Origin of the sequence: Shewanella sp. MTB7, from assembly GCF_027571385.1 — a bacterium.
In the GTDB taxonomy this organism is placed as follows: domain Bacteria; phylum Pseudomonadota; class Gammaproteobacteria; order Enterobacterales; family Shewanellaceae; genus Shewanella.
The window spans coordinates 5,880,274-5,892,439 of sequence record NZ_CP085636.1 but is presented as its reverse complement, the minus strand read 5'-3'; the positions used below and the strand labels follow the sequence as shown (position 1 = coordinate 5,892,439).

Below are 12,166 nucleotides of genomic sequence, written 5' to 3'. Positions count from 1 at the left end.
TTTTATTTTTTAATCATACAATATTTGAATTATATGGGTACATGACTTGCCTTTAATGGTGTTTAACTGAGATAATCAGGGGTCAAGTCTCATTAGAGCAAGGTAACATATAAGGTCGGTTTTATTTTTCAAATCGACGTAGGCAAACTTAATATAAGATTCAGACGTAAAGCAATGGCTGAGAAACGTAATATTTTTCTAGTAGGTCCTATGGGGGCTGGTAAAAGCACTATAGGCCGTCATCTGGCACAGATGCTGCACTTAGAGTTCCACGATTCCGATCAAGAGATTGAAAGCCGTACAGGTGCGGATATAGCGTGGGTTTTTGATGTCGAAGGCGAAGAGGGTTTTCGTGTTCGTGAAACACAGGTAGTCGCTGATTTAACTGAGAAGCAAGGTATTGTCTTAGCGACAGGCGGGGGTTCTATTCAGAGTAAAGAGATTCGTAACAATCTTTCTGCTCGAGGGATCGTCGTTTACCTAGAAACAACAATCGATAAGCAAGTTGCTCGTACACAACGAGATAAACGCCGTCCATTGTTACAAGTAGATGATCCAAGAGAAGTTTTGGAAAATCTAGCTGCAACTCGCAATCCTTTGTATGAAGAGATTGCAGATGTCATCGTAAAAACCGATGAACAGAGCGCAAAAGTAGTTGCAAATCAAATTATTGAGCAGTTAGGTTTCTAGGTGGAAAAATGAAGCAAATTCAGGTTGATCTCGGAGTACGTAGTTACTCTATCGTTATCGGTCGGAATTTGATGAGTTGTAGCGAGCACTTTGCTCGCTTCCTCCAAGATAAGACAATCTTAATTGTTACAAATGAAACTGTTGCTCCTCTGTATTTAGAGAAGCTAGTATCACAGCTGTCCTTATTCGATTGTGTTGAGCCCGTCATTTTACCTGATGGTGAGCAATACAAGACTTTGGCTCAGATGGATAGTATCTTTACCTCATTACTGCAGCAAAACTTAGGCAGAGACACTGTTCTTATTGCTCTAGGTGGTGGTGTAGTTGGTGACATGACTGGCTTTGCTGCTGCAAGTTACCAAAGAGGTATCGATTTTATCCAGATCCCTACGACATTATTGGCGCAAGTCGATTCATCTGTCGGTGGAAAAACTGCTGTAAATCACCCTTTAGGTAAAAATATGATAGGTGCCTTCTATCAGCCTAAATTAGTGATGGTTGATACAGACTGTTTATCTACATTACCCGCTAATGAGTTTGCGGCTGGAATGGCTGAAGTTATCAAGTACGGGATTATTTGGGATCATGAGTTCTTTAGCTGGTTAGAGAACAATGTTGAGCGCTTAAAGTCATTAGATGATGAAGCATTAGCTTATGCTATCGGACGTTGTTGTGAAATTAAAGCCGATATTGTTGCTCAAGATGAAACAGAGCAAGGGGTGCGTGTACTACTTAATCTGGGTCATACATTTGGTCATGCAATTGAAGCTGAAATGGGCTACGGTGTTTGGCTACATGGCGAGGCTGTTGCAGCTGGCACAATACTTGCTGCATCTACCGCAAGCAAGATGGGGTTAATTGATGAGTCAATTGTTTGTCGGATCGTAACGTTATTCGAGGCATTTGATTTACCAGTTTCACCTCCCGATTCGATGAATTTTGAACAATTTATCAAGCATATGCGGCGAGATAAGAAGGTACTTAAAGGTCAAGTCAGATTAGTTCTTCCTGAAGCGATAGGGCAAGCAGGGATCTATTCTGAAGTGAGCGATGAATTACTGGAAAATGTTATTCGCTGCGCATAGTGTTGTGTGGTGTATGAGTGACTTTTAAAGATTCCATTTTATTACCAAGTCAAGAAAACCTGTTACAGAGACTTCAACATGTCAGTCTCTACGGGAGTCAACTGCTGGTTGTTACAGGGCAAACTGGCTCAGGTAAAACGACATTAATTACTTCCTTAATCAATGAGCTTGATGAGTTTAGCTCTGCACTTGTTCTATGTCCAAAGCATTGTGATAATAGTGAAATCCGTCGAAAAATATTAGTTCAGTTACTGACCGAGCCTGTTTTTGATGATGAAACTCCTTTACCTGAAACGCTGTTAAGGTATGCAGGTTCCCTTCCTCAATCTTGTTTTATTGTACTCGATGATGCACATCATCTTTCTATAGAGCTTATTGCTGAGTGCATTGTGCTTAGTCAGTTATCTATTTCGGGTAAGTCGGTTTCTATTACGTTAACGACAACAGAAGAGTTTTTCTATCGTATCGTTGAGCAACTACCGGAAAATCAACAAGAAAATTTACTTTCTATTAATATTGATCCTCTTACCGTTCAAGAAAAAGAGGCTCTTTACTATACGTTACTTAGCCGCAGTGATCAGGTGCCCTTTACTCCAAGAGAGATTGTTAGGACCCTATTGCAAAAACAATCTGGAACGCCACAGGAAGTGGTTAATCTATTAGAATTATCTCTTCATGGTAAGGATAAGGAGTTACCTAAACGGCCGCAATATAGGCTAGCTCTCTTGCTATTTTTAATATGCTCTATAGCCCTTATTGGTTATTTGTACTTATCTAGTAAGGTACAAGAAGAGCACAAGCCTAAGCCTGATCGTTTAGTTATGGATACTGTGAGTGAAGACTACGGGCTGGCTGAATATGGTGAGAACCTTCTAGCGGATCGTTATCGAGTGAAACAGGCTTTACTTGCCAGTGGACAGAAGACGATAGATAATTTAACCCTTTCAACACTCGGACGGTTGAAGACAGAAGATACACAGAGTCCGCTAATGAAAGCTAATATCGTTTTTAACAAGGTTATAGAAGTTGAGGCTGAGTTTTCACCAAGCGAAATGAGTCAAGTTGATATTTTTGATGGCTTAAATAAGATCAAGTCATCTGAACTTAGCTCATTAGATAACCTTAAGTATGAGGTTAAGCACGATGTTATTCAACCTTGGCCTAAAGGTTTTACTCTGCAGTTAGCTAGCGTTAAGAAGCTAGAATCTCTAAATAACATATTAAAGCAATTTCACGATGAGCCAGATGTTTTAGTGGCTCGTAACGATAATGTATGGGTTGTTTTGATTGGTGAGTATGCAAATATCAACTTTGCCCGTGTGAAGTCGAAGCAGATGGTAGTGAAATATCACTTTGAAGCGCCTTGGATCCGACAATGGAAAGATTTAACGAATTATCAGATACAAGATAGCCTTCCAGCTCGTGATATTCCTTGATAAAGAGAGTACAATCGATGACTTCTTTTTTCTTGGTATTCAATCAATTTAGATGAGCAAAAAACAGAGAGCCTTTCTTAAGTGGGCGGGTGGTAAATTTAAACTGATTGAAGCTCTCACTGAGCATTTACCTGAAGGTCGGCGTTTGGTTGAGCCTTTTGTTGGGGCCGGTTCAGTGTTCTTGAATACTGATTATTCGAGTTATCTGCTGTGTGATATTAATAAAGATCTTATTAATCTTTATAAAATCGTACAGAGAGAGCCTGAGCGGTATATAGCTGCGGCTAAAGCTCTATTTGTGCCACAGATGAATGAAAAAGAAGCGTATTATAGAATTCGAGCAGAATTTAATTTAAGTACTGATCCCTTCCTTCGTTCTGTGTACTTCCTTTATATGAATCGTCATGGTTTTAATGGTTTATGTCGATACAACCGTAAAGGTGGATTTAATGTCCCTTTCGGTTCTTACAAGAAGCCTTATTTCCCAGAGAAAGAGATCCATGCTTTTTTTGAAAAAGCCCAAAAAGCTGAGTTCAAATGTATTGGGTACGAAGAAGCATTTGAGCTGACTCGAGAGGGAGATGTTGTTTATTGCGATCCGCCGTATGCGCCACTTTCAACCACGGCTAGCTTTACGACTTATGTTGGTGCTGGCTTTAGTTTGGATGATCAAGCTTTGCTGGCGCGTAAGTCTCGTCACACAGCTATAGATAGAGGTTTTCCTGTTTTGATCAGTAACCATGATATTCCACTGACAAGAGAGCTTTATCACGGCGCGACATTTGCGACGATACAGGTTCAACGAAACATTAGTCGGAAAGGGAGTTCGCGTAAGAAGGTCGATGAGTTAATGGCACTTTATGATGACAGTTACCACAGTGAGAATGATTAACTTCAGCCTTCTAGGCTAGAAGAGAAGCAAAGTTAATGTGCTTCTCGAAGACAGTTACCACAGTGAGAATGACTGATATATCGTTCGAGTAAAAGTGTACTTTAATCGTTGTGGATTATTGGTGAGAGATCGAACACTTAAGCAAGCACTTGCTTAACAATGAGCAGCAAAGTGGCGACAAAAATAACGGCTAATACGATACCCATAATGATAAAGGGAACAGGTGAGTTGCTGTTAAAGTCGCGTAGCCTGTTCTTATCACTCTGCACGCCAAGAAATGCAGCAAGTGTACTCGAAAATAAACGCCAAATATTATCGAACATTAAAGTCTATTTTTATTATTGTTTTTAAGGGTTACGTCATCGAGTGGACTGTCAGTGTGGCCATGGAGGAGTTCTAGCAGATCAACGAAATGTAATTGATTTGAGCGACTGCTACCACTAAACCAATTAGCCCAATTCAACTCTTTTGACTGACGAGCACAACGGTTACCAGGATGACTAGCAGGCAGAGACGAGTTGTAACTTGTAGTTGATTCGGTTGAGCAGACGCACGCAGAAGCTGTTTTAGAAGGAGAGAAGTATTGAGCGCCTACAGCTGTAAGGGCTACAAGTATCGCCGAAGTCGCTAGAAAGGCTGCAGGTTTTGCACCTACCATTAGCTTTTTACCACCCATCATTTTATCTTCCCTTATAAAACAAACCCAACATAACACCTAATTATAGCAAAATAGATTACATTTTAAACACTATTTTTAACTAAATCATAATATCGTAAATATGTATGACTTTTTTCATCTGATTATGTCTAAATGACGGATAAGTCCTAGAGGCTTATGTTTTCAAAAGGTAGAATAATGTACTTCTTAGACACCGTTGTGAGTATGTTATGCGTCCATTTCTTATCGCTCCATCTATTTTATCAGCAGATTTTGCCCGTTTAGGTGCAGATGTTGATGCTGTCCTTAACGCTGGTGCCGATGTGGTTCACTTTGATGTAATGGATAACCACTATGTTCCTAATTTGACTATTGGTCCTATGGTGTGTCAGGCATTACGTGATTATGGTGTTACCGCTGACATAGATGTCCACCTTATGGTTAAACCTGTTGATCGAATTATTCCAGATTTTGCCAAAGCCGGTGCTACCATTATTACTTTTCATCCCGAAGCGAGCGAACACCTTGATCGCAGCCTGCAGTTGATTAAAGAGTCTGGCTGTAAAGCCGGCTTGGTATTTAATCCGGGGACACCTCTGCATTATTTAGATCATGTCATGGATAAGTTAGATGTCATTTTGCTGATGTCAGTCAATCCTGGTTTTGGTGGGCAATCTTTTATTCCTTCAACATTGGATAAACTTCGTCAAGTTCGAAAGTTGATTGATGACAGTGGTTTTGACATTCGTCTAGAGGTTGATGGTGGTGTAAAGGTGGATAATATTGCCGAAATAGCGGCTGCTGGTGCAGATATGTTTGTTGCCGGTTCAGCGATCTTTAGTCAACCTGATTACAAAACTGTGATTGACGAGATGCGCAGCGAGCTTGCCAGCATAGAGTCTGAAATGAGTATTTTGAAGTAGCTTGGGTATATTATGACATCATGGAATAAGCTGAAAGCGATTGCGTTTGATCTCGATGGAACACTCATTGATAGCGTGCCAGATCTTACCGCAGCAACTCAAGGGGCACTTAAGGAGCTTTCACTGCCGAGTTGTAGCGAACAACAGGTGAGATCTTGGGTCGGTAACGGGGCTAAGATGCTAATGCAAAGAGCGTTAACTCACTCGTTAAGTGCGCCTGTGAGTGAGGATGTTCTCGACAATGCTATGCCGGTTTTTATGCGGCATTATCAAGCGAACTTACAGCAACATAGCCAACTTTACCCTGGCGTGTTAGAGGTACTAGCACGACTAGATGAGCTTGGATATTCCATGGCAGTCGTCACCAATAAACCTTATCGTTTTGCGGTGCCATTATTGGCGGCCTTCAATATAGATCATCACTTTAAAGAAGTATTGGGAGGCGATTCTCTTGCTAAGATGAAGCCAGATCCCTTACCGTTAACGTATCTTCTAACTAAGTGGCAACTAGAACCTGAAGCACTTTTGATGGTGGGTGACTCTAAAAATGACATTTTAGCCGCAAAAGCAGCGGGTATTAGCTCGATAGGCTTGACCTATGGGTACAACTACGGTGAAGATATCGGACTAAGCAGTCCAGACGCCGTCTGTGAGCAGTTTTGTGACATCTTAAAATTCTTGAATAATAGTGTAAAAGTAATGGAGCATGAGAACGTATGACTAACCCAGTAAAACCCATAGTACTTAGCGGTGCACAACCGTCAGGTGAGCTGACCATAGGCAATTACATGGGCGCATTAAGGCAGTGGGTAGCCATGCAAGATAGCCATGATTGTCTTTACTGCGTCGTGGACCTTCATGCGATTACAGTAAGACAAGATCCAAAGCTTCTTAGAGAAGCGTGTTTAGATACCTTAGCACTATACTTAGCGTGTGGTGTAGACCCGAAAAAGAGCACCGTATTTATCCAATCTCAGGTGCCTCAGCACACTCAGCTAGGTTGGGCATTGAACTGTTATGCGCAGATGGGTGAGCTAAACCGGATGACACAGTTTAAAGATAAGTCGCAAAAGCATGCGAGTAACATTAACGTCGGCTTGTTTGCTTACCCAGTGCTTATGGCTGCAGATATTTTGCTATATCAAGCCAATGAGATCCCTGTGGGTCAAGATCAGAAGCAACACCTTGAGTTAACGCGTGATATCGCGACTCGCTTTAATAATGCCTACGGTGACACATTCACCATACCAGAGCCTTTTATCCCAGAACATGGTGCTAAGGTGATGTCGCTGCAAGATCCGTTGAAGAAGATGTCAAAATCTGATGATAACCGTAATAACGTGATCGGATTACTTGAAGATCCTAAAAAGATTTTAAAGAAGATTAAGAAAGCCGTAACTGATGGTGATGAGCCACCGGTGGTGCGTTTTGATACTCAAAACAAGCCAGGTGTTTCAAACTTATTAAGCTTGATGTCGGGCGTATCGGGTAAAAGTATTGCCGGTCTTGAAGCTGAATTTGAAGGCAAGATGTATGGCCATCTAAAGGCGGCTACAGGTGAAGCTGTCGTCGCTATGATAGAGCCTCTACAGGCTAGATATCGCGAATTTAGAGAAGATCAAACCTTTCTTAATCAAGTCATGAAAGACGGTGCTGAGAAAGCTCAAGCCCGTGCTGAAGTGACTGTGAAGAAGGTATATGAGAAAATTGGACTATTAGTTTAATTTAAATGAATTTTTCATATTAAAAAGCCGACATTTGTCGGCTTTTTTGTGTCAGTAGACTTCTTATTAAAGAGACCATGGGCAGAAGATGTTCCAGATATTTTTACTGCATTCCCCATATCCATATGGGTCAAGGGTAGAAATAGGCTTGGTGTCTAAGAACTGGGTGATTCAAACACCTTAATGACTTTTCTCACTCCAGCGGTATTACGAGCAACATCAACGGCAAGATCGGCTTGATCTCGTGGAACGATGCCGAGTAGAAAAACTTCACCATTTTCAGTGATCACTTTAATACGCGTGGTATCTAAGTTATCAGTGTTTAGCATGCGGGTTTTTACCTTGGTTGTTATCCAAGCATCGTTGCTGCGAGTTGTAAAAGAGGTCGGGTTACCTATGCGGATCTGGTTATGGATCTTACCACCAAGTTTGAGGGTCTGCACGGTGCGAATAGCTTTATCCCTTAACATTGAATTAGGAGATTGACCTATCATCAACACATTACCATTCATGACAACCCCTGTGATATTCGCTTGATTTTTCACATCTTCTAGGGCTGCCAGCTCGCTGGCAATCTGAAAGTCAGCGTTAGTATCATCGAGCTGAGTCGAAAAACTGCGCTCATCATTAACCATCATAGCACCACCGACAGCACCGACCATAACGGCACCAGCACAGCCTTGCAGCATAAATATGATAGCGATTAGCGAGAGCGTTTTTATCATCATAATTGTCCATAAGGTGAAGTAATTGCTTGCTACTCATTTATCAAGCAGGCAAAGCCTTGATGAGTCGTATCGGCTTAATCGTCGGCACAACTCATGTTTCATCGCATCAGATCACTGTTCGTCTTGAGGAAATAAGGTGTGATCGATATTGTCACAAAGGCAATGAATGGCGAGCAGGTGAACCTCTTGGATGCGAGCCGTCACATTTGAAGGCACGCGTATCTCAACGTCATTAACACTTAGTAGGCCAGCCATAGGGCCGCCATCTTTACCTGTCAATGCGACAATAGTCATATCGCGACTCAATGCGGCTTCGATAGCTTTAATGATATTGCCAGAGTTACCGCTGGTGGAGATTGCCAGTAAGATATCACCAGGTTGTCCTAGGGCTAAAATCTGCTTAGAGAAGATCTCATCATAACTGTAATCGTTAGCGATGGCCGTGATGGTTGATGTGTCACAGCTTAACGCGATAGCAGGCAATGGTGGACGTTCAATTTCATAACGGTTTAGTAGTTCAGCGGAGAAGTGTTGTGCATCACCGGCGCTGCCACCATTACCACATGCTAGAATTTTATTACCACCTAGTAGACAGTGCACCATCATCTCTGCCGCTTTAGCAATAGACTCTGGCAATGCCTCTGAAGCGTCAATTTTAGTTTGAATTGATTCGGTAAAGCTGTCTTTTATACGTTCTAACATGGGGCAATCCTTCATTGTAAATCTGGTGTTATCATGCCATAAGTACCGAAATACTGAAGGCATAACTCATTAATTTTGCTTAAAAAGCATTTGGGAGCCACTGTACTTGGCCTGCATCAATTGCAATAAGATCAAATCGACAAACAGCATCGATCTTATTTCTCTGTATATAGTGCTCTGCAGCGCGTCTAAGTCGCCGTATTTGAGCTGTACTTAGCGCATTGATTGCGCCGCCATACTGAGCCTTCGAGCGATATTTTACTTCAACAAATATCCACTCTTTACCATCTTTCATGACAAGGTCTATCTCACCAAATTTATATCTGACATTGGCCTCTACAAAGCTAAGACCTTGCTCGATCAAATAGTTCATCGCCAGGTTTTCGCCTGCCTGACCATGAACCCTTGGAATTTGATTTTTATTGTCCATTTAAACCTATCATTGAGGACGCAAACTGCCTCTTTGATAACGTCCCCAGCTTAGCTGTCTGTTTACAGTACCGTCGGGAGATACGGATAACATACCGCTTCTTCCTGAGAACTGATAGCCGGGCAGTGCGCGCATTTGGGCTAATTTTTCAACAAGTTCAAGGGCATCATACCCCATGATGTAAAGACGTTTCTGACCATAACTCCATGTTGGCCATAAAGACTTAACTAACTGGGTTTCAGAGCTGTCTATTAACAACCAAGGAATATCGCTGATGTTGAGGTTATTCAGTTCTAGAGCTGTACTTCTTGAACTGTCCTCTACTCGGCTTCTGCTACTGGCGTAAAGAGGTACTGGTTCGGCAAAGACGCTGAAGTTAACGTCGATAAAAGGCTTTAATAGCGGTAAATCGTGATTGCCAGAGATCATATAGATAGCATCTATGTCGCGTCTAGATCTGAAGTCAGCTTCAATCTTGTTACCCAAAAGCGCTTTTATGCGGGCGATTCGTTCTTTACTATCGATAACGCCTAGTGATTTTTGCACTGTGACCTTCATCTTGTCACCGGGATCATAAAAATGAACTTCAGCAGTTTCTTTAGTCAACTCAGCCCACCTTTTGTTAAAGCTATCAGTCATCCTGCGACCAATGGCATTATTACTGGCTAATATCAGTGGATTTACTATGCCGTCAGCAAAAAGCTTATCTGCAGCATCACTGGCTTCATTGGCTGGAGACAGGGCAAAATAGAACGTATCTTCACTGGGAGTAAACTCATCCACATGGTTAAGGTAAAGTTGTGGGACCTGATTTGGTATATACCTAGACTCGGGACTCGCAGGTCTCTGAATATCCGTTATCGGTGCAGCATTTAGTGGCTTTGTCGTTTCTGCAACAAGAGTCGGTTGCTGGAGCTGTTCGACTTCGGATTGAAAAAGTGGCCCGATGATAAATTCTGCACCGGCAGACATCGCTTCTTCATAAGCTCTTTTCGCCCCTTTGGCCGTGTCGAAAAAGTTAATCGATACATTGCTGTCAGGGTTGCTTAAGTAGCGTGACATGATGCCCTGTTTAACCGTGCTGGCAACCGAGGCTCTGCTACCACTTAATGGCAGTAATACTGCAATATTTTTAGGCTGATAAGGTTTAGTGTTCAGTGCTTTTTCAAGATCTGTCGGTAACTTGACTGCACCTGGGTGAGTTGGGTTCGCATGTTGCCAATTTCCAAGGTGCTGCACCAGCTCACTTGGGTTAATCGCATAATGTTTGGCAATATAAGCGAGTTGTAACCAGCCTGCAAAAATAGGTGTGGACGTGTCCTTGCTAAAATCGAGTAGTGTCTGCTCATGCATAGGTTGCAATATACGCCAGATCTTATCGTTTACTTCTCTCGCTTGAGCCATAGGCAGGTAAGCACTCAATAAACTGAGTTGTCTAGCTTGTTCAATTGGCTGCTTAATTGCTTGATAAAGACGTGCTTTAAATTGGTAATAAGCCACCATCTGCCAATCGGCTAATTTCCATTGAGACGGGTAATTAAGTGAGCGCAATGCATCGTCATAGGTTGAAGTCAGCTCTAATACTCTTGCTTTTAGGTATTTATGCTCCGCCAGTAATTCAGTATTTTGACCTAAATCGTTTTCAACAGACTTTAATGTTTTAGTTGCAGCACTGGCATCGCCTTCATTAATAAAGGCGTGTGCGGCAAGTAATAGGTAACGAGTACGCTGCTCAGTACTGTCGGCATTTGCAGCCTGAGTCAGGTAATCCGCGGGTTGCAGGCTAGCACTTACCAAGGAAACCTGGCTTGGTTTTAGTTTTTCAGGTGCAGGAGTTGTCCCACATCCGAACAAAACAGTGGTTAAAACCCCAATAGAAATTAATTTAGTTGTATTCAGTCTTTTCAACACAGGTCTTCACTCTGGTAAGATGCTACCACTAGTTTAACCTTCTCTTACGCTTGACGAAAGTCTTGTGGTAGCCAAACCGAGGTAGATATGGATCTGGCGGTCGCACTTTACATTGTACCAACACCGATTGGTAACTTAGGGGACATCAGTTCCCGTGCCATAGATGTACTCAACAATGTCAAATTAATAGCCTGTGAGGATACTCGCCATAGCGGTATTCTGTTGAGCCACTTTGGCATAGAAACAAGAAAAACAGCCCTTCATGATCATAATGAGCGGGATAGAGCCGACTGGATAATTCAAAAGCTGAGTAATGGAGAGCCCGTTGCTTTGATCTCCGATGCTGGCACGCCATTGATCTCCGATCCTGGCTATCACTTGGTTTCTCAAGTCAGAGCCGCTGGTTATAACGTAATCCCACTGCCGGGTGCGTGTGCAGCCATTACCGCGCTGAGTGCATCAGGTCTGCCATCAGATCGTTTCTCTTTCGAAGGTTTCTTACCTTCAAAAGAGAAGGGGCGCATCGATAAACTCACCGAGCTTAAGGAAGATCCAAGAACCCTAATCTTCTATGAATCACCACATCGTATTATCCACAGTTTAGAATCTATTCTTACTGCGCTGGGTGAAGATCGTGAGATTGTTATGGCACGTGAAATGACCAAGACCTTTGAAACCTTCCTATGCGGAACCGTTAAAGAGGTATTAGAGCAGGTAAAAGCCGATCCTAACCAACAAAAAGGTGAAATCGTGCTGATGTGCCATGGGTATCGTCTCAATGAAGAGAAAGGTATCCCAACGGTGGTGATTAATACATTAAAGCTTCTGTGTGAAGAGCTGCCTTTAAAGAAAGCATCGGCACTCGCTGGGCAGATCCATGGTTTAAAAAAGAACGCGCTCTACAAATACGGTCTTGAAAACGGCCTATAAAGAACGCTTTTTAATCGGGCGAGTTAGAAAGGTAGATTTTTGATGGAGTGTTGACTT

General features: G+C 42.3%; 14 protein-coding genes. 8 read left to right on the top strand and 6 right to left on the bottom strand.

What is annotated here, in order from left to right; genetic code table 11:
* The first annotated feature begins 174 nt into the window (after positions 1-174).
* The 4 genes from aroK to HWQ47_RS25625 are packed head-to-tail and all read left to right on the top strand — an operon-like array spanning position 175 to position 4,103.
* The gene (aroK, locus tag HWQ47_RS25640; protein WP_126523405.1) at positions 175-690 is read left to right on the top strand and encodes a shikimate kinase AroK; all 516 of its coding nucleotides are present in this window, start codon (positions 175-177) and stop codon (positions 688-690) included.
* An 8-nt stretch (positions 691-698) separates the two neighbouring features.
* Positions 699-1,775, top strand: coding sequence for a 3-dehydroquinate synthase (gene aroB, locus HWQ47_RS25635; RefSeq protein WP_269968780.1), 1,077 nt, complete (start codon positions 699-701; stop codon positions 1,773-1,775).
* 17 nt (positions 1,776-1,792) lie between these two features.
* A complete protein-coding gene (locus HWQ47_RS25630) occupies positions 1,793-3,211 on the top strand; it encodes an ATP-binding protein (protein ID WP_269968779.1) in 1,419 nt (472 codons plus the stop codon).
* 52 nt (positions 3,212-3,263) lie between these two features.
* The gene (locus HWQ47_RS25625; RefSeq protein WP_269968778.1) at positions 3,264-4,103 is read left to right on the top strand and encodes a Dam family site-specific DNA-(adenine-N6)-methyltransferase; all 840 of its coding nucleotides are present in this window, start codon (positions 3,264-3,266) and stop codon (positions 4,101-4,103) included.
* Positions 4,104-4,240: 137 nt separating this feature from the next.
* Here the strand turns inward: HWQ47_RS25625 and HWQ47_RS25620 are convergent, their stop codons facing one another.
* Complete coding sequence (locus HWQ47_RS25620; RefSeq protein ID WP_269968777.1) at positions 4,241-4,426, bottom strand: DUF2970 domain-containing protein; 186 nt, start codon at positions 4,424-4,426, stop codon at positions 4,241-4,243.
* Positions 4,426-4,782 carry a hypothetical protein gene (locus HWQ47_RS25615; RefSeq protein WP_269968776.1) on the bottom strand — a complete coding sequence of 119 codons (357 nt, stop codon included), beginning with the start codon at positions 4,780-4,782 and terminating at the stop codon, positions 4,426-4,428. The genes HWQ47_RS25620 and HWQ47_RS25615 overlap by 1 nt, the downstream gene beginning before the upstream one ends.
* Positions 4,783-4,991: 209 nt before the next feature.
* On the opposite strand from HWQ47_RS25615, the gene rpe reads away from it, so the two are divergent.
* Genes rpe through trpS form a run of 3 tightly spaced genes read left to right on the top strand, consistent with a single transcriptional unit; the run spans position 4,992 to position 7,408 of the window.
* Entirely contained in the window at positions 4,992-5,684 is a 693-nt protein-coding gene (rpe, locus tag HWQ47_RS25610; protein ID WP_269968775.1) for a ribulose-phosphate 3-epimerase, read from the top strand.
* Positions 5,685-5,696: 12 nt separating this feature from the next.
* A complete protein-coding gene (locus HWQ47_RS25605) occupies positions 5,697-6,404 on the top strand; it encodes a phosphoglycolate phosphatase (RefSeq protein ID WP_269968774.1) in 708 nt (235 codons plus the stop codon).
* Entirely contained in the window at positions 6,401-7,408 is a 1,008-nt protein-coding gene (gene trpS, locus HWQ47_RS25600; protein ID WP_269968773.1) for a tryptophan--tRNA ligase, read from the top strand. Before HWQ47_RS25605 ends, trpS begins: the two co-directional genes overlap by 4 nt.
* 155 nt (positions 7,409-7,563) lie before the next feature.
* Here trpS and HWQ47_RS25595 read toward each other — a convergent pair whose 3' ends face one another.
* The 4 genes from HWQ47_RS25595 to HWQ47_RS25580 form a co-directional block, all read right to left on the bottom strand.
* The gene (locus tag HWQ47_RS25595; protein WP_269971863.1) at positions 7,564-8,133 is read right to left on the bottom strand and encodes a BON domain-containing protein; all 570 of its coding nucleotides are present in this window, start codon (positions 8,131-8,133) and stop codon (positions 7,564-7,566) included.
* A gap of 114 nt (positions 8,134-8,247) precedes the next feature.
* Positions 8,248-8,838, bottom strand: coding sequence for a phosphoheptose isomerase (locus tag HWQ47_RS25590; protein ID WP_269968772.1), 591 nt, complete (start codon positions 8,836-8,838; stop codon positions 8,248-8,250).
* Between the two features lie 79 nt (positions 8,839-8,917).
* Entirely contained in the window at positions 8,918-9,268 is a 351-nt protein-coding gene (locus HWQ47_RS25585) for a YraN family protein (RefSeq protein WP_269968771.1), read from the bottom strand.
* 9 nt (positions 9,269-9,277) lie between these two features.
* The gene (locus HWQ47_RS25580) at positions 9,278-11,179 is read right to left on the bottom strand and encodes a penicillin-binding protein activator (RefSeq protein WP_269968770.1); all 1,902 of its coding nucleotides are present in this window, start codon (positions 11,177-11,179) and stop codon (positions 9,278-9,280) included.
* Positions 11,180-11,266: 87 nt separating this feature from the next.
* On the opposite strand from HWQ47_RS25580, the gene rsmI reads away from it, so the two are divergent.
* Entirely contained in the window at positions 11,267-12,109 is an 843-nt protein-coding gene (gene rsmI / locus HWQ47_RS25575) for a 16S rRNA (cytidine(1402)-2'-O)-methyltransferase (RefSeq protein WP_269968769.1), read from the top strand.
* The last annotated feature ends 57 nt before the right edge of the window (positions 12,110-12,166 follow it).